This window comes from Candidatus Sulfurimonas marisnigri (assembly GCF_015265475.1).
Classification (GTDB): domain Bacteria; phylum Campylobacterota; class Campylobacteria; order Campylobacterales; family Sulfurimonadaceae; genus Sulfurimonas; species Sulfurimonas marisnigri.
The window spans coordinates 1,622,975-1,646,341 of sequence record NZ_CP054493.1 but is presented as its reverse complement, the minus strand read 5'-3'; the positions used below and the strand labels follow the sequence as shown (position 1 = coordinate 1,646,341).

The 23,367-nt window shown below is 33.0% G+C and carries 25 protein-coding genes; 15 read left to right on the top strand and 10 right to left on the bottom strand.

Features of this window, described 5'->3' with window-relative positions; translation table 11 throughout:
• Position 1 precedes the first annotated feature (1 nt).
• From HUE87_RS08305 to HUE87_RS08295, 3 genes are read left to right on the top strand one after another with little or no spacing between them, the layout of a single operon-like run.
• The gene (locus HUE87_RS08305) at positions 2 to 1,258 is read left to right on the top strand and encodes a protein kinase (RefSeq protein ID WP_194365735.1); all 1,257 of its coding nucleotides are present in this window, start codon (positions 2 to 4) and stop codon (positions 1,256 to 1,258) included.
• A complete protein-coding gene (locus tag HUE87_RS08300) occupies positions 1,259 to 2,614 on the top strand; it encodes an SLC13 family permease (protein WP_194365733.1) in 1,356 nt (451 codons plus the stop codon).
• Between the two features lie 55 nt (positions 2,615 to 2,669).
• Positions 2,670 to 2,960 carry a Dabb family protein gene (locus HUE87_RS08295; protein WP_194365731.1) on the top strand — a complete coding sequence of 97 codons (291 nt, stop codon included), beginning with the start codon at positions 2,670 to 2,672 and terminating at the stop codon, positions 2,958 to 2,960.
• A 9-nt stretch (positions 2,961 to 2,969) separates the two neighbouring features.
• Here the strand turns inward: HUE87_RS08295 and HUE87_RS08290 are convergent, their stop codons facing one another.
• Genes HUE87_RS08290 through HUE87_RS08275 form a run of 4 tightly spaced genes read right to left on the bottom strand, consistent with a single transcriptional unit; the run spans position 2,970 to position 6,744 of the window.
• Positions 2,970 to 4,094 (bottom strand): hypothetical protein, encoded by a 1,125-nt coding sequence (locus tag HUE87_RS08290; RefSeq protein WP_194365729.1) that lies wholly within the window; start codon positions 4,092 to 4,094, stop codon positions 2,970 to 2,972.
• A gap of 4 nt (positions 4,095 to 4,098) precedes the next feature.
• Positions 4,099 to 4,812, bottom strand: a complete 714-nt coding sequence (locus HUE87_RS08285; RefSeq protein ID WP_194365728.1) for an outer membrane lipoprotein-sorting protein — start codon at positions 4,810 to 4,812, stop codon at positions 4,099 to 4,101.
• Between the two features lie 10 nt (positions 4,813 to 4,822).
• The gene (locus tag HUE87_RS08280) at positions 4,823 to 6,061 is read right to left on the bottom strand and encodes an ABC transporter permease (RefSeq protein ID WP_194365727.1); all 1,239 of its coding nucleotides are present in this window, start codon (positions 6,059 to 6,061) and stop codon (positions 4,823 to 4,825) included.
• On the bottom strand, positions 6,061 to 6,744 hold the full coding sequence (locus tag HUE87_RS08275) for an ABC transporter ATP-binding protein (protein ID WP_194365726.1): 684 nt from the start codon (positions 6,742 to 6,744) through the stop codon (positions 6,061 to 6,063). Before HUE87_RS08275 ends, HUE87_RS08280 begins: the two co-directional genes overlap by 1 nt.
• Positions 6,745 to 6,869: 125 nt before the next feature.
• Between HUE87_RS08275 and HUE87_RS08270 the strand changes: the two genes are divergently transcribed.
• The 8 genes from HUE87_RS08270 to HUE87_RS08235 all read left to right on the top strand — a co-directional run bounded on the left by HUE87_RS08270 (position 6,870) and on the right by HUE87_RS08235 (position 13,672).
• Positions 6,870 to 8,126: a M48 family metallopeptidase gene (locus tag HUE87_RS08270; RefSeq protein ID WP_194365725.1), complete on the top strand. Its 1,257-nt coding sequence runs from the start codon at positions 6,870 to 6,872 to the stop codon at positions 8,124 to 8,126.
• Positions 8,108 to 8,938, top strand: coding sequence for a peptide chain release factor N(5)-glutamine methyltransferase (gene prmC, locus HUE87_RS08265; protein WP_194365724.1), 831 nt, complete (start codon positions 8,108 to 8,110; stop codon positions 8,936 to 8,938). Before HUE87_RS08270 ends, prmC begins: the two co-directional genes overlap by 19 nt.
• 2 nt (positions 8,939 to 8,940) lie before the next feature.
• Positions 8,941 to 9,420, top strand: coding sequence for a DUF4149 domain-containing protein (locus tag HUE87_RS08260; RefSeq protein ID WP_194365723.1), 480 nt, complete (start codon positions 8,941 to 8,943; stop codon positions 9,418 to 9,420).
• 70 nt (positions 9,421 to 9,490) lie between these two features.
• On the top strand, positions 9,491 to 10,594 hold the full coding sequence (locus HUE87_RS08255) for a nitrous oxide reductase accessory protein NosL (RefSeq protein WP_194365722.1): 1,104 nt from the start codon (positions 9,491 to 9,493) through the stop codon (positions 10,592 to 10,594).
• Positions 10,587 to 10,895, top strand: a complete 309-nt coding sequence (locus tag HUE87_RS08250) for a hypothetical protein (RefSeq protein WP_194365721.1) — start codon at positions 10,587 to 10,589, stop codon at positions 10,893 to 10,895. The genes HUE87_RS08255 and HUE87_RS08250 overlap by 8 nt, the downstream gene beginning before the upstream one ends.
• Complete coding sequence (locus tag HUE87_RS08245) at positions 10,885 to 12,060, top strand: ABC transporter permease (protein ID WP_194365720.1); 1,176 nt, start codon at positions 10,885 to 10,887, stop codon at positions 12,058 to 12,060. Before HUE87_RS08250 ends, HUE87_RS08245 begins: the two co-directional genes overlap by 11 nt.
• A complete protein-coding gene (locus HUE87_RS08240; protein WP_194365719.1) occupies positions 12,057 to 12,725 on the top strand; it encodes an ABC transporter ATP-binding protein in 669 nt (222 codons plus the stop codon). Before HUE87_RS08245 ends, HUE87_RS08240 begins: the two co-directional genes overlap by 4 nt.
• Positions 12,725 to 13,672 (top strand): hypothetical protein, encoded by a 948-nt coding sequence (locus HUE87_RS08235; protein WP_194365718.1) that lies wholly within the window; start codon positions 12,725 to 12,727, stop codon positions 13,670 to 13,672. The genes HUE87_RS08240 and HUE87_RS08235 overlap by 1 nt, the downstream gene beginning before the upstream one ends.
• Here the strand turns inward: HUE87_RS08235 and HUE87_RS08230 are convergent.
• Genes HUE87_RS08230 through HUE87_RS08215 form a run of 4 tightly spaced genes read right to left on the bottom strand, consistent with a single transcriptional unit; the run spans position 13,669 to position 18,058 of the window.
• Positions 13,669 to 14,097, bottom strand: a complete 429-nt coding sequence (locus tag HUE87_RS08230) for a hypothetical protein (protein ID WP_194365717.1) — start codon at positions 14,095 to 14,097, stop codon at positions 13,669 to 13,671. The genes HUE87_RS08235 and HUE87_RS08230 overlap by 4 nt on opposite strands.
• A gap of 18 nt (positions 14,098 to 14,115) precedes the next feature.
• Entirely contained in the window at positions 14,116 to 15,225 is a 1,110-nt protein-coding gene (gene ftsZ, locus HUE87_RS08225; protein ID WP_194365716.1) for a cell division protein FtsZ, read from the bottom strand.
• Between the two features lie 9 nt (positions 15,226 to 15,234).
• On the bottom strand, positions 15,235 to 16,593 hold the full coding sequence (ftsA, locus tag HUE87_RS08220) for a cell division protein FtsA (protein ID WP_194365715.1): 1,359 nt from the start codon (positions 16,591 to 16,593) through the stop codon (positions 15,235 to 15,237).
• Between the two features lies 1 nt (position 16,594).
• Complete coding sequence (locus HUE87_RS08215; protein WP_194365714.1) at positions 16,595 to 18,058, bottom strand: peptidylprolyl isomerase; 1,464 nt, start codon at positions 18,056 to 18,058, stop codon at positions 16,595 to 16,597.
• Between the two features lie 167 nt (positions 18,059 to 18,225).
• Between HUE87_RS08215 and HUE87_RS08210 the strand changes: the two genes are divergently transcribed.
• Together HUE87_RS08210 and HUE87_RS08205 are read left to right on the top strand one after the other, a co-directional pair.
• On the top strand, positions 18,226 to 18,588 hold the full coding sequence (locus tag HUE87_RS08210) for a hypothetical protein (RefSeq protein ID WP_194365713.1): 363 nt from the start codon (positions 18,226 to 18,228) through the stop codon (positions 18,586 to 18,588).
• A 4-nt stretch (positions 18,589 to 18,592) separates the two neighbouring features.
• Positions 18,593 to 19,894: an adenosylmethionine--8-amino-7-oxononanoate transaminase gene (locus HUE87_RS08205; RefSeq protein WP_194365712.1), complete on the top strand. Its 1,302-nt coding sequence runs from the start codon at positions 18,593 to 18,595 to the stop codon at positions 19,892 to 19,894.
• Here HUE87_RS08205 and HUE87_RS08200 read toward each other — a convergent pair.
• Positions 19,891 to 20,478: a class II aldolase and adducin N-terminal domain-containing protein gene (locus tag HUE87_RS08200; protein ID WP_194365711.1), complete on the bottom strand. Its 588-nt coding sequence runs from the start codon at positions 20,476 to 20,478 to the stop codon at positions 19,891 to 19,893. The genes HUE87_RS08205 and HUE87_RS08200 overlap by 4 nt on opposite strands.
• Positions 20,479 to 20,502: 24 nt before the next feature.
• Positions 20,503 to 21,627 carry a molecular chaperone DnaJ gene (dnaJ, locus tag HUE87_RS08195; protein ID WP_194365710.1) on the bottom strand — a complete coding sequence of 375 codons (1,125 nt, stop codon included), beginning with the start codon at positions 21,625 to 21,627 and terminating at the stop codon, positions 20,503 to 20,505.
• Positions 21,628 to 21,702: 75 nt separating this feature from the next.
• On the opposite strand from dnaJ, the gene mltA reads away from it, so the two are divergent.
• Positions 21,703 to 22,797 carry a murein transglycosylase A gene (gene mltA, locus HUE87_RS08190; protein WP_229855097.1) on the top strand — a complete coding sequence of 365 codons (1,095 nt, stop codon included), beginning with the start codon at positions 21,703 to 21,705 and terminating at the stop codon, positions 22,795 to 22,797.
• Complete coding sequence (gene recR / locus HUE87_RS08185) at positions 22,797 to 23,366, top strand: recombination mediator RecR (RefSeq protein ID WP_194365709.1); 570 nt, start codon at positions 22,797 to 22,799, stop codon at positions 23,364 to 23,366. The genes mltA and recR overlap by 1 nt, the downstream gene beginning before the upstream one ends.
• The last annotated feature ends 1 nt before the right edge of the window (position 23,367 follow it).

Sequence of the window (23,367 nt, the reverse complement as noted above, 5' to 3'; positions counted from 1 at the left end):
AATGCAAACCTTAGCACAACTTCGCTCAGGCGAGCTAAAAGGGACTAAACAACTCTCTATATCTGAGAATCTTACATCTTTTCCACATGAGATATTTGAGCTAGCAGATACCTTGGAGTTTTTAGATTTAAGTAATAACTTACTTTCTCATATCCCATCAGAGTTAAGCAGACTTAAAAAACTAAAGATTGCCTTCTTTTCATATAATAACTTTACTAGTATGCCATCTGCATTTAAAGAGTGTGAAAATCTTTACATGTTAGGTTTAAAAGCAAATCAAATAGAACACTTTGATGAAGAAATATTACCTCTTAGTATTAGTTGGCTTATCTTGACAGATAACAGACTTAAAAGCTTGCCAAACTCCATCGGTAAACTATCAAAACTGCAAAAGTTTCCACTTGCTGGTAACCAACTAACTTATCTTCCAGACTCGATGGCAGAGTGTAAAAATCTAGAGCTACTTCGTTTATCCGCAAATCAACTACAAGAGATACCATCTTGGTTATTAACACTTCCAAAACTTTCATGGTTGGCATTCTCTGGTAATCCATGTGTTGAGAGTCCTGAGACAAACCACAAAGAGATAGCTTATGAAGAGATAGAGGTGAAAGAACTATTAGGTGAGGGTGCTTCAGGTAAAATATTTAAGGGGTATATGAAAAAGTTAGACAAAGATGTAGCCATTAAGTTTTTTAAGGGTGCCGTAACTAGCGATGGATATGCAAAAGATGAGATGAATGCATGTATGAGTGTTGGTGAGCATGAAAATCTTATTAAAGTATTTGCGAAGATAAAAGGAGATGAGCGTTTAGGTCTTCTTTTAGAATACATACCAGCCATTTTTGAAAATCTAGGCCTTCCGCCAAACTTTGATACATGTACAAGAGATATATATGAAGAGGGTAGAGAGTTCAGTATAGAATCCATTTATAAAATTGCAAAAGCTATAGTCTCCGCTGCTTCTCATCTACATAATAAGGGTTTGATGCATGGTGACCTTTATGCTCACAATATTTTAATTAACAACGAGTATAAATGTTACTTAGGTGATTTTGGAGCTGCAAGTTTTTATGATAAAGAAAATAGAGATTATGAAAAAATAGAAGTACGAGCTTTTGGATGTCTTCTAGATGACATGTTAGTTCGCTGTGATAAAAAAGATGAACAATCGTATAAGAGTCTTGATGTGTTAAGAAACAAGTGCATGAGCGAAGATGTACAGAGCAGACCACTGTTTGAAGAGATGGTGTTTTAGATGGGTGAACATACGCAGCAGTTTAAAAAGATAGCTATTGGAATTTTTATAGGTGCTTTAGTCTTCGCTCTATCTTTAAGTGTTTTTACAACTCAACAAGCTTCACTTCTAGGGCTTATTGCTCTTTTGGTTACTCTGTGGACAAATGAGGGGCTCCCTTTGGGTGTGGTTTCTCTTTTGCCAATCATTTTATTTCCAGCTTTTTCAATTTTGACTACCAAGGAGACAACAGCAAACTACTCTCACCCTATTATATTTTTATTTTTAGGCGGTTTTTTACTTGCTATCGCAGTTGAGAAAACGCATCTTCACACTTGGATAGCAGATAAAATGCTCTCTATTTTTCCATCAACTCCAAAGGGTATAATTTTCTCACTAACCATTACATCCGGGATACTTAGCTCAGTGCTCTCAAATACTACAACAACACTTTTACTAATCTCTATTGCTCTTTTTATAACAGATAATTTAAGACTTAAAATGAGATTTGCTCTGGCAATAGCTTATGGTGCTAGCGTTGGCGGAATATTAACCCCTATTGGCACTCCTCCGAACCTTATTTTGCTTGGGATTATGCAGGATAAAGCAATGGAAGCTATACCATTTTTTCAGTGGATGTGGATGGCTGCTCCTTTAGTTTTTATGATGTTCTTCGTAGTTGCTTCTCTTCTTAGCATTGGTGTAAAAGATATTAATATTTCAATAGATAGCGAAAATAAAACTTTAGACATAAACCAAAAAAAAGTGTTATATCTAATTGCCGGTCTAGTAGTTTTACTTTTGATAAACGCACCTATAAAACCATACTGGAATGGACTTGGACTAAGTGAAGCTGGACTTTTACTTACATGTGGTCTTTTACTCTTCGCACCACTATTTAGCATACTTGACTGGATGGATGATAAAGCAAAAATCCCATATAGAATTATGTTTTTATTTGGCGCAGGGTTTAGTATTGCAAAAGCTTTTAGCGAAACAGGCTTGGCAGATGAAGTTGCATCTTATCTAATAGTTATGACAGCTTTACCTCCAATACTTCTGCTTTTTAGTGTAGCTATGCTTATTACTTTTACAACAGAGATAACTTCAAACACTGCACTAATCTCTATAATGCTTCCTGTTATATATGCAGTAGCAGAGCAAACAGGTATAAACACAACTCTCTTTATGATGGTAGCAACGATATGTGCCAGTTATGCTTTTATGCTCCCAATCGCCACGCCACCAAATGCAATTGCCATGAGCAGTGGAGCGGTATCTGTTAAAGAGATGGCGAGATACGGCTTGGTTCTCAATCTTGTTGGAATATTTTTAATAGTAATGATTGCCCAGTTTTTCTGGAAAGGGATTCTTTAAGGGGTGCATTTGCTCTGCTTAGATAAGATTCCATCAAATATAGTAAAGGTTTATAATGATAGTTCATATAGTAATGTTTAAATTCAAAGAGCAAAACAGAGATGCAAATATAGAAGAAGTAGTAAAGAGGTTAAACGCCTTAGTAGAGCTGATACCAACTCTAAAATCTATGGAAGTTGGAGTTGATTTTTCACGAACCGAGAGAGCATTTGACATGTCACTATACTCAACATTTGATACAAAAGAGGATTTGCAAGATTATGCCGTTCACCCGGAGCATCTAAAAGTAGTGGAGCTTATAAAGTCTGTAACATTAGAGTCTAAGGTTGTTGATTATGTATTGTAATCAATAACCTTAGTAGTTCCAAGTCACTCTTAACCATACAAAATCACTCACCTGTTTTTTCCCAAACTCACTCAAACCTGAACCACTGTTTATGTTATAAGAGAAGTCAACATCTATATTATTGCTAAAACTATAAGTAGCACCAACTTTATTTTGTCGTGAGAGGTCTTGAAGGTTTGTCATATTGTTATAGTATATACTAAAATATAGCAGGTCAAAAGGCTCTTTTTGAGAAATGGATGTAATGAGATAATCTTTTGCAATAAATGGAAGTGTGAGCATTGATGTTTTAATCTGCTCTTTGTTTAAACCCTCTGATTGATAGATATATTCACTAATTATTGTTAATTCAAACTCAGTTAGATAGCGGATACCTAAAAGATATGAGTAATTGTCATCAATAACTTTAGCATATTCACCATGAACTTCAAAGTTTGTTTGAATATTTTTGGAGAAGTCAAAGCCTATCTTATCATTAGCTATATCTGAATAGTTGTAAATTACATCTATATCCGTGTCATACCAAAGAAGGTAAAGACGCATAGCAATGTTGTTTGATTTTTCTTTATTTGTAGCAAGGGTATAGTAATCTTTATTAAGTGAGTCGCTAGCACGCAGATATACAAGGTCAAGAGAGATATTTTTTAAATTGCTGTTAAAACTTTTATTGTAGTTATACTTTCCTATTACAAAGCCTTCTCGTGAGAGTGTCGGTTGGAGCGGGTCTTTTGGTCTGTCAAAAAAAGCAACTGGATTGAAAAAGTATCCTTTACCCCATCCGAGAGATTCTTTTCCAAGCAAAACGGTGTGATTTTCATTCAGTTTGGCTTCAGCATAAAGCTCATTGATTGGGAAGTAGCTTTGTGATGTTTTATCTTTGATATGGTCATAAGTAGCCATTATAGAGGTTTTAAATGTGATATTTTCGTAAAAGTAAGAAAAATTAAACAGCCCCTCTAGATGAAGAGAGTTTTGATAATCATCATCCGTATTATCAAGTTTCTGAACTCTGTTGTCAAGTCGCATATAACCGTTGTACTCATATGTTTTAGGTTCTACTTCCCCAATGTCAAATGTGTACTCGTCAGCAATAAGTGACAAAGAGATAAGGATTGGAAGTAGAACTCTTAACAAATAACTATCTTCTAAGTTCTGAAGCGTTTGCAAGAGAGTCTAAAGTAAATGCTTCATCAGGAAATTTTTTAGGTGTGATTTTTCCGTAAATCATAATAGATTTATAACCTTTATACATAGGAGAGATAGTCTCAACAACAGAAGGGCGGACAATTCCATCACCAAAGTCTTTTGATTCTTTGTAGTAGAGTGTTTTAATCAGCATCTTAGTAGAAGTATAACACTCCACCTCCATAGGTGTAAGAGTTTTTTTATTAACCTGCATTACAAGTTTATCGTAGGAGACAGTGTCATTTTTTGCTTTTAGATTAAGAAGTATAAAATCTTCTTTTTTCTCTTGGGTTACAACATCGTACTCAGTGCTAAAATCAAGCCTCATAATATCAGCATTGTTAAAAACACCTCCTACAACAGACTGCATTGACGTAATTCGTAGAGGTCTTCCAACATTTGGGATGTAGAGCCACATGTTATCACCGAGACGTAGAGTTGCACGACCTTTTTCACTATCTGGAGATAAGAACAGTGAAACCATTTTATCTTTGTCTTTTTTTGCTTGAAACATCATAAACTCTTTTTTAGAGCCATCAGGCTCAATGTTTATAAGTTTTTTATACATTTGTGCAGAGACGGGTGTTAGTTTTCTGTCAATTGTCTCTAATAGAGTTTCCGCTAACAGCATTGTGCTTAGTGTGAGTAATATGGCAAATAATTTCATTAGAAAAATCCTAGTTTTGTCTTAAAGCGTCAACTGGGTTGAGCTTCGCTGCTTTTCTAGCAGGAGAGATTGAAGCAATAAGAGAGATTATTATTACTATAACACTTACTATTACCATCTCATTGAAGTGTAGAACAGGGTTTAGTGTTATTTCAGCTTGTCTACCAAAGGCAAAAGTTATACCAATAGCATTGATTATAAAAATAATTCCATAAGAGATAATACTTCCTAAAATAGTACCAAATACACCAAGCATTAAGCCCTCCGTTAAAAATAGCTTAGTAATCGTGCTTGGTGTTGTACCCATAGCTGCTATGGTTCCTATCTCTTTAATACGTTCATAAACGCTCATTACCATTACATTTAAAACAGAAATAAGTACTATTGAGATTAAGATGATTTTAATAGATATATCCATAAGGTTTAGCATTTTAACAATGTTGTAAAAAGGGCTAAGTTGTCTCCATGAGTGCACTTCAAAAACAGGCTTCCCTTTTTGGTTGGTAAACTTAGTTAGTGGCGCTAGTTCCTTCATGGCTTTTTCTAAATTGTTAACATCTTTAAGTCTAATTACCACTTCACTTATCTCTACCTCTTTTAGTCTAAGAAGCTTTTTAACATCATTGATATGAATATAACCATCTCTTCCACCTGGTCCTGAAGCAGCTTCTACGCTTCCTGTAACCATAAAGTTAAGCCCATTGACAGAGCCTTTTTGGTTTGTAGCAACTAAAACTACTGTGTCTCCTGTTTTAACCTGCATCCCTTTTGCCAATAACTCCGGCACTAAGATAGTCCCCTCTTTAAGTGAGTCTATTGTTGCACCTTGTATGCGTGATTCAAACAGAGGAAGAGTTTTAGACTCTTTTTGCGGGTCAATACCGTTTAATCTAATACTTGTTGATTCTATATAATTGGAGAACATTGAACCGAGTTTAAGGCGTAGTGCATAACTCTCAATAAAAGGGCTCTCATCTAAAATTTCAGCTATTTTAGCTATTTGTTTCTCATTAAGGTTTTTGTTAAGTGGCAAGTTGTCAACAGAGGCTACATACCCTTTTCTGTGAATTTGCAAATGTCCCAACATTGAGTCAGTAACCTGTCCAACCATATAGGCTTTAAAACTGCCAGAGAGTGCTGAGTAGATTAAAACAAACATCACACCGATAGTAATAAGACTAGCTGTCAAGAGAGTCCTTCTGCCGCTTCTAAGTAGATTTCTAAAAGAAATTTTTATTATATTTTTCATTATGCAACCCTTTTATCATCTGTAACAACACCATCAACAAGTGTAATGATTCTGTCTACTGCAGTAACAATTTTTTCATCATGAGTAGCGAAGATAAAGGTAGTGTTAAACTCTTTTTGAATATTGCGCATAAGAGTGATAATCTGATTTGATGTATGAGTATCTAGGTTTGCGGTAGGCTCATCAGCAAAGACAATCTTAGGCTTAGTTACTAAGGCTCTTGCAATAGCGACTCGTTGTCGTTGTCCACCTGAAAGTTGATCTGGAAATTTGTCTTTTTGGTCTAACATGTCAACATCTTTAAGCAGAGTCATGATTCTCTCACGGCGCTCTTTTTCTGGTAAGTTTTGAATCATAATTAAAGGATACTCAATGTTCTCATAAACTGAAAGAACTGGAATGAGGTTAAAACTTTGAAAAATAAAACCTATGTTTTCACCTCTGAAATTTGCTAAGGCTGTGGTGTCTAGCTGAGTTACATCCGTTTCATCTATAAATATTTTACCGTCAGTAGGCTTGTCCAAACATCCAAGCAGATTTAATACGGTACTTTTTCCACTACCACTTGGTCCAACAATTGCAACAAACTCACCGTGTTTTATTTGAAGGTTTAGGTCTTTTAAAACTGTTAAATCAACCTCTCCCATTTTATATACTTTACTGACATTTTGGTTTGATATCATATTAGCCCCTCTGTTTTCTATATTTTATCTAATAATTAATAACAATAAGAAATATTATAAATAGTTATGAAATTATTTCACAGATAAATAATGGTAGAATACGAAAATTTTTTGAAGGTCTTTAAATGTTAATGATGATTATTGGTATATATACTATTTTTGTGCTTATTACTATCTATGCAAGTATTATGCAGATAGGCTATGTTAACCAGGCAAAAAGAGGCAAGGCTGTACTTTTGTCAGATGCAGATTTTCTAAAAGCTGGTAACTATAGTGTTGCAAAAGAGAAGATGTCTATAGCAAGTGCTTTTATAGATTATTTACTATTTATAATATGGATAGGTTTTGGTATTAAAGCCTTAGAGAACACTATATTGTTTGAAAATGAAGCTGTAATGAACATTGCCATTGTTATGGGGTTTTTAATTATAGGTTCTGTTGTCTCTTTGCCATTTTCATATTATGAGAAATTTATTTTAGACGAAAAATTTGGTTTTAATAAATCAAGTATGTCTCAATGGATAAAAGATACTGCTATCTCATTTGCAATGACACTTATATTTGGCTCTATTGTTGTTTGGGGTGTTTACTTGATCATATCAAACTTCACCCTCTGGTGGCTTTGGAGTTTTCTTTTTATATTTAGTGTTGTTATTTTAATAAATATGCTTTACCCTGCATTTAGAGCGATGTTTTTTGACAAACTAACTCCTCTTAAAGATGAAAAACTAGATTCTGAGATAAAATCTCTAATGGAAAAAACAGGTTTTGTAAGCTCTGGTGTGTTTGTAAGTGATGCAAGTAAGCGTGATGCAAGACTAAACGCTTACTTTGGCGGATTTGGTAAAGCAAAAAGAGTTGTACTTTTTGACACACTGATAGAGAAACTTAGTACAAGAGAGTTGCTTGCTGTTTTAGGCCATGAACTAGGGCACTTTGCACATGGAGATATATATAAAAATATAGGTTTAGTCGGCGCTATGCTTTTTGCAATGTTTGGAATTTTTGGAAACCTTCCAGAATCACTTTATCTGGAGTTGGGACTATCTCAAGCACCTTATGTATTAATTATTTTACTGCTTCTATTTATGCCAGTTTTAGGTTTTTTAATGATGCCAATTATGGGTATAGTGAGTCGTCATAATGAGTACGAAGCAGATAAAATGGGGAGTGAATTAGCAGGAGTTGGTGGTGAAGTTGAGCTTGCAAGTGCACTTAAAAAACTTGTGACAGAGAATAGGAGTTTTCCACTCTCTCACCCTATATATATCTTTTTTCACTATACTCACCCACCTGTTTTAGAGCGATTAAAAGCATTGGGTGTTGATATAGCAGAGTTAGATAAAAGTGCTTTAGAGGGTACATGTCAAGCAAATATTTAGTAAAAGATATTTTAAAAGAGATAACGACTACTCTAAATCCTATCATAGACAGAGCATCAAGAGAGGCGCAGCTTCTTCTTATGGCTCATCTTAGTGTTGATGAGCTTTGGCTTTTAACAAACCAAAACTCAGATGTGCAAAATAGTGAGAAGCTTTTAGAGTGGGTGCAAAGACGAGCTAAAAATGAGCCTCTGGAATACATAACAAACAGTGTGAGTTTTTACAGTGAAGAGTTTTATATAGCAAAAGGTGCTCTAATACCTCGCCCCGAAACAGAACTATTAATAGATGAAGTTATAAAAAATATTCCAGATAAAAATGCAAAAATAACATTTGTCGAAGTTGGTGTTGGTAGTGGGATTATCTCTATAATGCTTGCAAAAATATTTCCAAATGCAAGTATTATAGCTGTTGATATCTCACAAGAAGCACTTGATATCGCAGAGGTAAATATAAAAAAGTTTGAACTTCAAGATAGAATTGAATTGAGGCTTGGTTCACTGCTTGAGCCGGTAACTGAACATATAGATTATTTAGTCTCTAATCCACCTTATATTTCAGATAATGAACCTCTAGAATTTAATCTATCTTATGAACCTCAAAATGCTCTCTTTGGTGGTACAGTTGGTGATGAGATAGTTAAAGAACTTCTTGATGAAGTCTTAAATAGAAACATTAACTTGTTTAGTTGTGAATTTGGTTATGACCAAAAGGATAAGATACAATCTTATTTGAAAAATAGAAAATTTAAGAGTTTAGTGTTCTATAAAGACTTAGCTAGTTTTGATAGAGGCTTTACAATAAGGTTATAAGAGTGAGTAAAAGAATTTATTTTGATTTTAGTTATTTTATTATATTAGCAGCTACATTTGGTGCGATTATGGTTTTAGGTCCTATAGTAGCGCCTGTAGTTTTTCACTCTAATGAGATATTAATTGGTGTGACGCTTGATAAATATAATTCTGGAATAATTATGGGTGAAATTTTCCACCGTTTTTCATACTGGGTATATGCTTTGGCTTTTTATGTTTTTGTATATGAAGCATTACTGTACAAAAGTGGTAAGCGTGATACAATAGCTTTAATTAGTGCTGCTACAGTAATTTTTTCTTCAATTATGTTTAGTGCTGTATATGCTCCTAAAATACTTGCTATGCAAGCATTGGGCATGGAAGCAACTCAAAGTGACACTTTTGCTAATATTCATTTTGCAAGTGAACTTGATTTTAAAATTTTAGCAATATCACTTATCCTATTATTCGTTAGAAGATTAATGCTTTTAAGACTTTCATAAACCTTTTTTAACGTAGAATTAACACTCTTTAGCTATATTTATGTAATTATAAATATAGGAAACTTTTTCTATGAAAAAAACTACACTTTTTTTGGGTACATTCTTGCTCCTTCTTTCATCACCTTCACTTTTTGCATTTACAAAAGAATCAACTTTAGAGCCTCTCTTACTCCAAAGTGGCAATCATAAACATTGGTGTAGTGTCTGTGGAATGAGTATAAAAATGAACTATAAAACTTCTCATACCTCTAAGCTGCCTAGCGGTAAAAATAGACAATATTGTTCTATTAGATGTTTAGCATTGGACATGCTGGAGCATAAAATAAACGTTAATGAAGTGAAAGTCATAGATGTGCTTAATGAAGAACTAATAGATGCTAGAACAGCTTTTTACGTAGTTGGCTCAGATGTTAAAGGGACGATGACGAAGGTTAGTAAACTAGCTTTTATAAATACTGAATCTGCAGAAGATTTTAGTATTGAAAACGGCGGCGAAGTTGTTAGTTTTGACAAAGCAATAAATATTGCAAATAAATCTTTAGAGTCTGATATTCAAATGATAAATAAGAAGAAAAAGAAGAAAATATACCCAATGGGCAAGAAAATCTTTGAAAATGTATGTAATAAAGATATTGAGCCCAATAACTATTTAGAAATTAATGAGTTAAAGTCAGCAATTAAAAATAAGAACCTTTGTGAGGCAAAAAATGGTGAGGAGCTAAAAGAAAAAGAGCTTCAAGCAGTTTCAATTTACCTATGGGAAGTAAAAAGGTTTGAAGATTTAGCAAAAGCTGATAATACTATAAAGGTCACACAAAATGAAAAATGTCCTATTTGCGGGATGTTTGTCTATAAATATCCAAAATGGGCTGCTCAAATATTTTATGCCAATTTTCATTTCTCATTTGATGGTGTAAAAGATATGATGAAGTACTATTTTCAACATAAAGATGGAATTTCTAAAATCATAGTTACAGACTACTACTCTCAAAAAGCTATAAATGCACAAGAGGCATACTATGTTATAGGGAGTGACGTTTATGGACCTATGGGAGATGAAATTATCCCATTTAAAAATGAGAGCGAAGCAAAAACTTTTTACATTGATCATAAGGGAGTTAAAGTTTTGAATTTTATTGATATAAAAAAAGAGGAAGTGAACAAGCTTGATTAATAAAAAAAGCAGAGTTCTCTTTTATACTTTTTTGCTTCTTGTTGGAGCTGTTATTGCAGAGATTACCTATCTTGGCAGTAAAAGCGGTAGTGAGAGGATAAACTCTAAAGTGGCTTTTGTGAAGATGGTAGGGTTGCCAGATTTAGCTATCTCTACTGAAGCTAGTTATGTTCGACATAGGAGTATGAGCGACATGTTCTCTATATTTAAAGATGATGGTAGTCTGAGAGAGTACTTTGTATCAACTTTTACTTACTCGCACTCTCGCATCATTAATAAAAAGAGTTTAAATGAGAAATAAAATAAATATTTATCTAATTGAATATGCAATAAACTCTTTACTGAGACAAAAGTATAAGAGCTTTTTTATAACTACTGTTTTAACTCTTATTATATTTATATTAACATCAGTTTTCTTTATAACAAACTCCATAAAGTATGAACTGCAAAGCACAGTAGATACTCTGCCAGAGATTGTGGTACAAAAGATTAAAGCAGGTCGTCATAGTGATATAGATGTTAGTGTAGCCGACGATATATTAGAAATTGCGGGGGTTAACTCTACAGTGTCCAGAGTCTGGGGATATTACTATTTTGAAAATCTTGGTGTAAACTTTAGTATTGTTGGGATAGAGAAGTATGAAGAACAATATAAAAACTCCTTTGAAAATGTTGCGAAAACTCTAGATTTTAGTACTAATTCAATGATAGTTGGAGAAGGTGTTAAAAAAAGTATGAAAAAGATCTATTACAACGAGTACTTTAATTTTATAAAACCAGATGGTAAACTCAAAAAAATTATGATTAGTGGAGTTTTTAAAGGAGATACGGAGCTAGAATCTAATGATATGATTGTCATGAGTAAAGAAAATGTTAGAGAAATTTTTGATATAGAAGATTCTAAAGCTACAGACATAGTTGTTAAAGTCTCAAATATAGACGAAATCCAAACTGTTGCTTCAAAAATTAAGCTTATGTTTCCAGATAGCAGAGTAATAACAAAAGATGATTTGAAAATTAGTTATCAAAATATTTTTGATTACAAAAGTGGAGTGTTTTTAGCACTTTTTATAATAACACTTTTCACATTTTTTATTATCATTTACGATAAAGTAAGTGGACTTAGCAGCGAAGAAAAAAAAGAGATAGGGATACTTAAGGCAATTGGCTGGAGGGTAAATGATATTTTAAAAGAGAAGTTTTATGAAGGTTTTATTATCTCAATTTTTTCATATTTATTTGGTGTTTTACTATCTTTAGCTTTTGTGTATATTTTTAAAGCGCCACTTTTACAAAATATTTTTACAGGCTATTCAGAGTTAAAAACATCTTTTGAATTACCTTTTGTTTTTGATATTCAAACATTATCCATTGTGTTCTTTTTAAGTGTACCAATTTATATAGCAGCGACAATTATTCCATCTTGGAAAAGTGCTACATTAGAAGCTGACGAGGTTATAAGATGATAGAGTTAAAAAATATTACTAAAAAATATGAAATAAATAAAAACAATATTATAACAGCATTAGATGATATAAATTTATCTATTAAAGAGGGTGAGTTGGTGGTTTTAAGAGGTCCAAGTGGGAGTGGAAAAAGTACAATTCTCTCGCTTATTGCTGCTCTTAGTAAACCTACTAGTGGAGAAGTTATAGTTGATAATAAGAGAATCTCTAAACTCTCAGATGATTTTTCATCAGACTTCAGGCGTGATAATGTCGGATTTATATTTCAAAAGTATAATCTTATAGCAAATCTTAGTGTTAAAGAAAATATTGTTTTAGCACTTATTCCGATGAATCTACATGTAGATGTTATTGAAGAAAAATTGTCTAGAGTTTTAGATATGTTCCATATAGAGCATAAAAAAGATATGCTTGTAAAAAATTTGTCAGGAGGGGAACAGCAAAGAGTAGCTATAGCTCGCGCTAATATTAATGAGCCTAAAATTATTTTAGCTGATGAGCCAACTGCAAACTTGGATAAGAACCTTTCACTTGCATTTATAGAGATATTAAAGGAGCTAAAAGCTCAAGGTAAAACAGTTGTTATAGCTACCCATGACCCTATTTTCTTTACCCTTGATATTATAGATAGAGAGATTGAAATAAACCAAGGCATAATTAGCTAATGTTACTCTCTCCAGAAGTCTTAACTATACTGATACTAAATTTTATTTTTGCACTTTTTGCAATAGTTGCATTTGCTCTTAGCGTAAATATATTTTTTAAATTTGATATTAACTCTACATCTAAAATTCAATATGCTTTAGAGAAGCAGAGTGTTTTGAGCGCTACAATTATAAAATTCATCTTTGCAATAAAAGTCCCACTTTTTATTTTTTTTATTTTTACACTAGACAAAATATCAAATGTATTAACAGGTGCCATGTGCGGAGCAGGGGTTGTTGATGCTACTGAATATGGGGCTTTGCTAATAGTTCTTAAAATTATAAACCTTTACCTTTTTGCTTATTGGCTAAAACTACATGTAGAAGATGTAAAGTATGAGAATCAACCATACACTAAGCTAAAGTTTGGAGTATTCATTCCTCTGTTTTTCTTTTTTATGCTAGAGATAATATTAGAAGTAGTTACGTTTAATACAATAGAGATAGATAAGATGGTGAGTTGTTGCGGAAGTATATACTCTAGCTCTTCTACCTCTGCTATTTCTTCAGTTTTAACATTAGGCACAACTACTCTTTTAACTATATTTTATTGTAATTTTTCATTTATAGCACTGTTTCATTTTTTGAAAAAACGATACTTATTTGCATTTGCAAATATTCTTTTTATAGTAGTTGCTTTGATTAGTTTAATCTCTTTTTTTGGTACATATATATATGAACTTCCATCTCATCACTGTCCATTTTGTTTTTTACAGCGTGACTACTATTATGTGGGATATATTATATATAGTTTACTTTTTGTAGGAACATTTTATGGGATAGCAGTTGGTTTTATTAAAGAGTCACAAAGAAGTTATAACATTTCACTTTTGTTTAATACTTTTTATGTAGTTTTATTAAGCTTGTATGTAGCAATATATTACATAAAAAATGGTGTTGTGCTCTAAATTGTAAAACAACTCTCATGGTTGACTTGAAATTTAAACAGTTCTTTTTTTGTTCTTGAACTTTTATATAAATACTGTAGTGATATATTTGCTTCCAATAATTGCTTTGAACTAATACAAGTGCCTCTTATGATAGCTTCTTTCATTGTAGCTCTATCTTCTAGTTTTACGGCTTCATCTGTTTGTGAATTTGTATCTATTTCATAAATATATACAAGTTCGGAATTACCTGTTTTTATATTTACAAGTTTTGTATATCTATCAATTTGTTTAGGAAGTGTTTGTGAGTTGGTTGGCTCATCGACATCAATGATAAATTTGTTTTGTATCGTGGTATAATCTACAAGTTCTTTATTTTGCATCTTCATATCAGTTGCAAAAGTAACTATAGTAAGAAATAGTATTATCAAAAGTTGCTTTATCATTGAGTGTCCTTTGTGCTTTTAGTCTTGTTGTCTTCTCATAAAAGACGGAATATCTAACTCATCACTATTGAAATCACCACCAACTACAATTCTAGGTCGAGATTTAATTACTGGAGAAGGATTTTCACTAACAAAATTTTCATTGTTTGTTAAATCTTTTTCAAAACCAGTTGCTACGATAGTGATTTTCATATAGTTCTCAGGAAGTGTTTCATCAGTTGAAGTACCAAATATAACCTCTGCATCATCATGAGCACTCTCTTGAACTACAATCATAGCTTCAGATATTTCCATCATAGGAAAGTTTGGATGCATATTAAAGTGAACTAAAACACCCATAGCGCCATTTATTGACATGTTATCAAGAAGAGGAGACTCTATAGCTGCTTTAATAGCTTCATAAGCAGCATTTTCACCTTCATGTTCTCCAACTCCCATCAGAGCCATTCCCTTGTGTCCCATAACTGTTTTTAAGTCAGCAAAGTCAAGATTTATGTCATTTTCACTATTTGAAAGTATAATTCCAGAAGTTCCACTAACAGCTTGAGCTAAAACACTATCAACAATTTTAAAGCTATCTTTTAGTCCTAGTTTTCTGTCAATGATAGATAGTAGTTTGTCATTTGGTATAACTACTATAGAATCACTCTCCTTTTTAAGTTCGCTCAGTCCATCTTCTGCAAGTTTTAATCTTTTTGGTCCTTCAAATGTAAAAGGTTTTGTTACAACAGAGATAGTTAATGCACCAACTTCTTTTGCAATTTTGGCAACAATAGGAGCAGCGCCAGTTCCAGTTCCACCGCCTAGACCGGCAGAAATAAATACAATATCAGCACCACTAAGAGCATTTTTAATTTCATCATAGTTTTCAACAGCAGAGTCTTCACCAACAGCTGGTTTCATTCCAGCTCCAAGACCTTTTGTTAATTTTACGCCAATTTGTATTTTAGAAGTAGCTTCTGATTTACTTAGTGCTTGAGCATCTGTATTGACAAGCATCATCTCTATGCCTACAACACCCTCTTTAATCATATGCCCAATCATATTTCCGCCGCCGCCACCAACGCCAACTGCGATTATTCTTGCACCACTTGTACTACTTGTTTCTTCAATTAAAAATGCTTCCATAATCTCTCCTTAAAATAACTGGGTTGCCCAGTTCCAAAATTTACTAAATGTTCCTGCTTCATCACTCTTTTTTTCTTTATTTGAAGAGAGGGAAATCATTCTCTCTTTGTTTGTCTCTTCTGGTGATGGAGGAGTTGGAATGTCTGAATCATCACTAAAGTCTACACTACTGTTTTGTATATGTTCTTCGTTAGAGTGTCGTACTCTTTTGTTTACATCTATCTCATATTGTGTATATGATGATGCAGCATACATCACTAGTCCAATAGCACTTGAATATTCGGCTGAGCGAAGATTATTAAAAAGACCATCCATCTCTTTAGGTTTAGCAATACGAACAGGAATAGAGCCAAAAGTTGCCACTGCTAAATCTCTTATCCCCTCCATTTGAGAAAATCCACCAGTTAAAACAACACCAGCACCTATTTGATCTTTTAGGCCACTGTTCTCTATAAACTGTGCCAAAATCATTAAAGTCTCTTCAACCCTTGCATAGATAACATTATGCACAACTTCTAAAGAAACTTCATGAGTAGTTGTTTCATCTCCAATTATTGGTAACTCAATTAAGTCATTACTTGGAGTAAGTAGTGAGCCATAATTTAATTTTACACTATCTGCAACATTAAGTGGTGTGTGAAGAGCCATAGATAAGTCACTTGTAACATGATTAGATGCAACGCCAAGGAAGTCATTGTATCTAATTGAGTTACCTGAATGAATAATTATATTACTTGTATTTCCACCCATGTCTATGAGAGCAACGCCCAACTCTTTTTCATCTTCATTTAGTGTAGCAATCGAAGAAGCATAGCTATTTAAAACAATATTTTCTACTTCAATACCAGCTCCGCGCACAGCTTTTTTTAGATTGTTAAGATTAGATTTTTGGGTAGTGATTATATGTGTATCTACCTCAAGTCTTGAAGCATTCATCCCAAGTGGATCTTCTATAAAGTCTTGATCATCTACTTTGAAATTGAAAGGTAGTGCATGAAGAACTTCAAACTCATTTGGTATGTTAGCGTTATATAGAGAAGTTTGCATTACCTTCTCTATCTCTTTAAAGCTTATCTCTTTGTTTTGAATATTTACTATTCCATTTGAGTTTAAACTCTTTGTATAAGCGCCAGATATAGAGACAATAGCAGTTTTAACATCACTTCCTGAGACTCTTTTTGCATCGCTTACTGCAGTTCTTATTGATTTTGATGCTAACTCTATATTTGTAATGCTTCCCTTTTTGAGACCTTGTGCTTTAGAGATGCCTGCACCCGTGATTGCAATAGAATTATCATCAGCTATCTCGGCTATAATTGCACATATTTTTGTTGAGCCAATATCAATGGCTAAAACAGTTCTACTCAACTTAGAGTCCTTGGATGAAAATCTCTGTCTTGTACTTGTTTTGTAACTTTTTAACTAAGCCTTCATTAAACATAGCACTTTTTAATCTAACAATTGGATTCTCTTGATTAGTGTTAGTTTTAGTAAGCAGTTTTTGTTCCAAGATGTTATAGATAACAATGTTGCCATTTTCTAAAGTAATGAGTCCTCTCTTCTCTTGAGAAGTAAATAGTTTACTTAAAAATTCATTTGCATCTGTTAGATTTAAATTTGTTAGTTTGTCTGCATCTATAGCTGTTATAAAATTTGTTGTGTTACCACTAAAAGTATCAACGGAATTTTTTGCTAATTCAAGTAATTTAGATCTTTTTTGTTCCTCAGTATAGAGTGGTAAAACATCAACTTTAGCTTCTGCATAGCTTTTTACTTCTGATTGATTAGTCTTAACCAATTCAAAAGTATAATACTCTTCTCCAACCAAAACAGGTTTTAGGAATGGAGATGACATACTTAACTTTGATATACTTGTTATAACATCACTGTTGAACGGATTGTTTGATGCAGAGATAGTAGAGCTTTTTACATCAGAATTTTCTAAGTTGCCTTTTTTATACGCTATATATGCTCTTAGAGCCTCTTTCTTTGTCTCTTTTGCATTTAACTCTTCAACTATTTTATCTTTTGCATTTTCAAGTGATAAAATTTTCCCATCGCTATCTTTAAAGTGAGTTTTATTTTCGTTATAGTATTCACTTATTGTATTGGAATCAAACTCTTTTGAGATTTTAGCTTGTTTGATAAACTTAACTTCATAGCTAACTTCAGTCATAAAACTGTTTTTTATCCCTTCCCAAAAAAGTTTTAGAAGTTCATCTGAAGTCTCAATAGTTATATCTTTTGCACTTAAGAGTTTATAGTTGATTTTATCAGCTACATTTGCAATAGTGTCAATTATTTTTAGTTCACTATCTCTGGCATCTATAGGAATTAATTTAAAAGTTTTTTCAATCAATAACTCTTTTTTTACATCAGCTTCATACTCTTTAAGGCTTAAATTGTTTCTTGATAATGCCTGTTTATATGCCTCTTTATCAAAAACACCATCTTTAAAGAAGTACTTTTGTGTTTTTATTTTCTCAAGTAGTTCACTGTCACTAACCTCCAAATTATAAGAATTCGCGAGGTTTATTATGAGCGCTTGTTGAGTAAGTTGTCTCAAGGCTTGAGATTTTAGTCCAAAACTTTTAGCTTTCTCTTCATCAAAATTTCCTTGAAACATTTGACTATATTGATTATATAGATTTGAATAGCTTTTTTGAAGCTCACCCATAGTTATCTCTATATTCCCAACTTTTGCAACTGCACCAGCTTTGTCACCATAGCTGTATTGTCCCCATCCAACAAAACCTGCTCCAACAAAAGCTATTGTAGAAATCCAAATAGTAATTATGAGCCATTTTTTATGTCTCTGCATCCATGTAATCATTAAGTAAAACCTTAAGTGTGATATTTTTGTTATTTTAGGTAAATTCGCATTAAAACTTAATAAAGAAATAAAATCTTTTTAATAACAATTGCAGATATTTTTTTATTAAGTTAGCTGTAAAATAAAAAGGGGTAAAATCTGGCAAAACTAGCTTAAAGGCATAGAAAATGAGTGGTGTAGAAAAATATAAAAATATCGAATCAGAATTACCAAAACTACCAAAGGTTTTATTAAACACTATTCAGTCAGACGTTTTAGAGATAAAAAGTGTTGATAAAGAATGTGATAAATATATAAATGCATGTGCTAAAATTCCAAATCTTAAGAATGCTTATTTTGTTGTTTATTCTAAATATATACAAAAGAGTGATCATAAGTATGAACAATTCATTTTCTTAGATAGTGAGGGTGCTGAAGTTTGCCATGTTAGTGGGCAACAAATGGAGTTATATGGTATTTTATCATGCACAAACTTGTCATATAATGAAGAGTATGAAGCTTCTACTTGCAATAAAACTGCAGTGAAATAAACATATGAATAATTTAGAATTAAAAAATAGAGACTTGGATGTTTTATGGCATCCATGTACACAGATGAAAGACCATGAAACACTTCCCCTGATCCCAATAAAAAAAGCACATGGAATTTATTTAGAAGATTTTGAGGGTAATAAATTTATTGATGCTATTAGCAGTTGGTGGGTAAATATATTTGGACATACAAACAGTTATATAAATGAAAAAATTAAAGAGCAGTTAGATACTCTTGAGCATGTTATATTAGCAGGTTTTACACATGAGCAGGTAGTGAGATTGTCTGAGAGATTAGTAAAGCTAACACCGGATGGTTTAGATAAATGTTTTTACTCAGACAATGGTTCAAGTGCCGTAGAAGTAGCGTTGAAGATGAGTTTTCATGCTCATAAAAATGATGGAAAAAAAGATAAAAATATTTTTGTTTCACTAACAAACTCTTATCATGGTGAGACAATAGGAGCTTTAAGCGTTGGGGATGTAGAGCTATATAAAGATACTTATGCGCCTCTCTTACTTAAAACAATTCAAACTCCAGTGCCTAAAGATATGAGTATAGAATCTGCAAGAGAAGCAGCATTGGAGTTTGAGGAGCTTTGTAAAGTAAAAGCACACGAGATAAGTGCAATAATTTTGGAGCCGTTGGTTCAAGGTGCAGGCTATATGCACATGTATCATCCGGAGTTTCTGGTTCTTGTTAGAGCTATATGTAGTAAATATGATGTTCATCTTATTGCCGATGAAGTTATGGTCGGTTTTGGAAGAACAGGAGAGTTGTTTGCATGCCAAAAAGCTAACATTACACCCGATTTTATAGTTCTATCAAAAGGCCTTACAGCTGGTTATTTACCACTTTCTGTTGTTCTTACTTCTAATGAAATTTATGCAAAATTTTATTGTGATTACAGTGAGCACAAAGCATTTTTACACTCTCATAGCTACACAGGAAATGCTCTTGCTTGTGCAGCTGCTAATGCTACTCTTGATATATTCGAGAATGATAATGTTATAGAGAAAAACAGAGTAATAGCTAAATATATGGGTGAAAAATTAGAAAAATTCAGTGATTTAAATAATGTTGCATTAGTTAGGCAGACTGGGATGATTTGTGCAGTAGAATTAAAAGGATACTCTTCACAAGATAGAATAGGGTTGAAAGTTTATCAGCATGGACTTGAAAACGGGGTGCTGCTTCGCCCTCTTGGACATATAGTTTACTTTATGCCTCCATATATAATAACAAATCAAGAAATTGACAAAATGATGGATACTGCTTACGAGGCTATATCGCTTCTGCCTTAATCAGAAGTGGAATCTTTAACAGAACCATCAAGAAGCAATAGTCTGCAACTCTTTTCTAAGATTGCGATTTTTTTAGCCATCTCGTGAATATCCCTGTTAAATGTATATACACCATATCCTCTAATAACCATGATATCAGTTTTTTGACTCTGAAAATAGTAGGAAATTTCACTCTGAGCTCTATCATACCAGTCTTCAAACTGCTTTGGATCTACTATTTGTATAGAGCCTATCTCTTTATAGCCAAAGTAGTCTTTTGGGATTATCATATTATGATTTAAGGAGTAGGCCGTTGTAAATGGTGGCATGCTAAAACATATAAATTTAGCATCAGATATTTGAGAGTAAATACTGTGGTGAATGTTGGCATCAATACTTGCTTGGTTCCATCTATAATCTTTTTTGAAATACAACTCTATAAGGTTTTCGTCAATAGAATCAAAAATAGCCTCTTTAGTATTAATAATGAAACGATTTGATTCTGTTTTAGCGGATATAGAACCATGGTATATTCCAAAGAAATCTTTTCTAAACATTGAAAGGGCTAGTAAGGATAGCTTATTTTTAAGATTTTCTCTATTCATGTTTAGCCTTTGAATATATTTATTTTATTTAAACCAGCTTTTCATTTTTTCAATAGCGGAGTCTAGTACACCTTCGTGTGGTTTTGATTCAATCCCAAAAGTTTCTTGAAGCTTTTCTAATAGCTCTTTTTGCTCATCATTAAGTTTTGTCGGGTATGTTATGTTTACTTGAGCAATCAAGTTTCCTTTTCCATGCCCATGAACATCTTCTATACCTTCACCTCTAAATGTAAAGTGTTGTTTATCTTTTGTACCCACATCTAGTTTAAGCTCTAGCTCGCCTGTCAATGACGGTATTGTTAAAGTCTCTCCTGTTACAGCTTGAGTAAAAAAGACGGGAATAGCTATATAAACATCATTTCCTTCTCGTTGGAAGTGCTTGTCAGGTTTTACGCTAAATGTAACATAAAGATCACCTCTAGTACCACGTTTACCAATATTGCCTTTTCCTGAGACTCTTAGGCGGTTTCCATCATCAATACCTTTTGGAATTTTAACAGTTACATTGCTACGCTCTTCAAGATAGCCATCTCCATCACAACTTTTACATGTATCAGCTGGAGCACTTCCAACCCCTTGACATGCTGGACAAGTTTGAGAGAAAGTCATAAAGCCCTGTTTCATAAAAACTTGACCTTGTCCTTTACACTGCTTACATGTAGATAGTTTCCCATCTTTAGCACCAGTACCTTTACAAGGCTTACAAGCATTTTTATATGTGAACTCTATATCTTTTTCACAACCAAAAATAGCTTCATTGAAACTAAGATACATGTCAACATTCATATCGAGATTGTATTTTTCTACATCGGCAGGATTTTGGCGACGACGTGATGACCCACCCCCGAAACCATTAAACATATCTTCAAACATTGAGCCTAAATCATCAAATCCACCGGAAGAACGGCTCCCGCCACCCATTCCTTGTAAACCTTCTTTTCCATAACGGTCATAGACACTTCGCTGTTTTTCATCACTTAAACATTGATAAGCTTCGTTGCATAACTTAAATTTGTGCTCAGCCTCTTTGTCTCCAGGATTTTTATCTGGATGGTAAATCTTAGCCATTGTTCTGTAAGCTTTTTTAATTGTTGTTTTGTCTGCATTTTGTGAGACTTCTAATATTTCGTAATAGCTTAAATCTTGCATATTATTATTATTTATCCTACATCTAAATTTTTGCAATTATATCGTTTTTAATTTAATATCTGTATAATTCTACCTATGAAATATAATATACTCATTTTTATAATTTTAATATTTTTTATTGGTTGTTCAAAATCTCCGCATGTAGTGTTAGAAAGTATGCCTAAAACTTATCTTGTAAAATGTAGCTTTGATGAGTTGCCGGAGTATAAAAAAGAGAATTATATTAATGCCTTAGACTCTTTTGTAAATAGTTGTAAAAGTAAAAAAACAAAAAATATTTACAAAGATTTATGTCTGCGTGCAGAGCAAACTTTAAATCCAGAAACATTTTTAACAAATGAGTTTATCCCATATGAAATCACTATGAAAACTAGCGAAAATGATGCTTTATTAACAGGTTACTATGAAGCACAATTAAGAGGTTCATTAGTAAAAAAAGAGCCATATGTCTATCCGGTATATGAGACTCCCAACGACTTGCTAATTATTGATTTAGGTGCCCAGTACAGTGAACTTAAAAACTATAGACTGAGAGGAAGACTAGCAGGCAATAGAGTAGTTCCATATTATGATAGAGAAGAGCTACATGTAAAAGCTTTAGATGCTAAAATTATTTGCTATACAGACTCAAAAGTAGATTTGTTTTTTTTAGAAGTTCAAGGTTCGGGTCGTGTTACACTTGAAAATGGAGAAACTATTTTTATTGGTTATGATAATCAAAATGGGCATAAATATAGCTCTATTGGAAAACACTTAATTGAAATGGGCGAAATATCAAAAGAGAATATATCTTTGCAGACAATTAAAGAGTGGTTTATAAAAAACACTTCCAGAGTTGATGAAGTACTTAATTATAACAGGTCGATAGTATTTTTTAAACAAAGTATACAAAAAGCGACTGGAGCATTAGGATTGGCTCTTACTCCAGAGCGTTCAGTAGCTGTTGACCCAAGCTTTATTCCGCTTGGAAGTATGCTGTATCTTAGTGCTGATATAAATAAGAAAAGTGTTAACAGAATCGTTATGGCACAAGATACAGGTGGTGCAATCAAAGGTAGTATAAGAGCAGATATGTTTTTAGGTTTTGGGGATGAGGCGGCAGAGATAGCAGGTGAATTGAAATCACCTTTGAAATTATGGATACTTCTCCCAAAAAATGAGATTAATTAATGAGAGGTTCGTTAAATAAATTTAATAAACTTGTAGATGCACTTCAAGAACTTCCAACTATAGGAAAAAAATCAGCAACAAGATTAGCTTATCATATGTTAATAAAAGATAGTTTTGTTGGTATGAAGATTGCACATGCTATCGAAGAAGGACTTGGCTGTTTGAAAAAGTGTAGTTCATGTGGTGGTATGAGCGAAGATGATTTATGTTTTATCTGTTGTGATGAGAGCAGAGATAACTCTTTGCTTTGTATAGTTGAAAATGCTAAGGATATACTTCTTTTGGAAGAAAATGCTCTTTTTGATGGGAGATACTTTGTGCTGGAGTCTTTGGAAGAACTAGATATGTCAAGCTTGGTTGAAATGGCTAACAGTGGCATAAAAGAGGTGGTTTTTGCACTCACTCCGTCAATAGCAAATGACGCCGTTATATTATATATAGAAGATAAATTGAGTTCTTTTAACATTAACTATTCAAAAATTGCTCAGGGTGTTCCAACAGGTGTTAGTCTGGAAAATATAGATTTACTCTCTTTAACGAGAGCATTAGAAGATAGGGTGAGGGTATAGA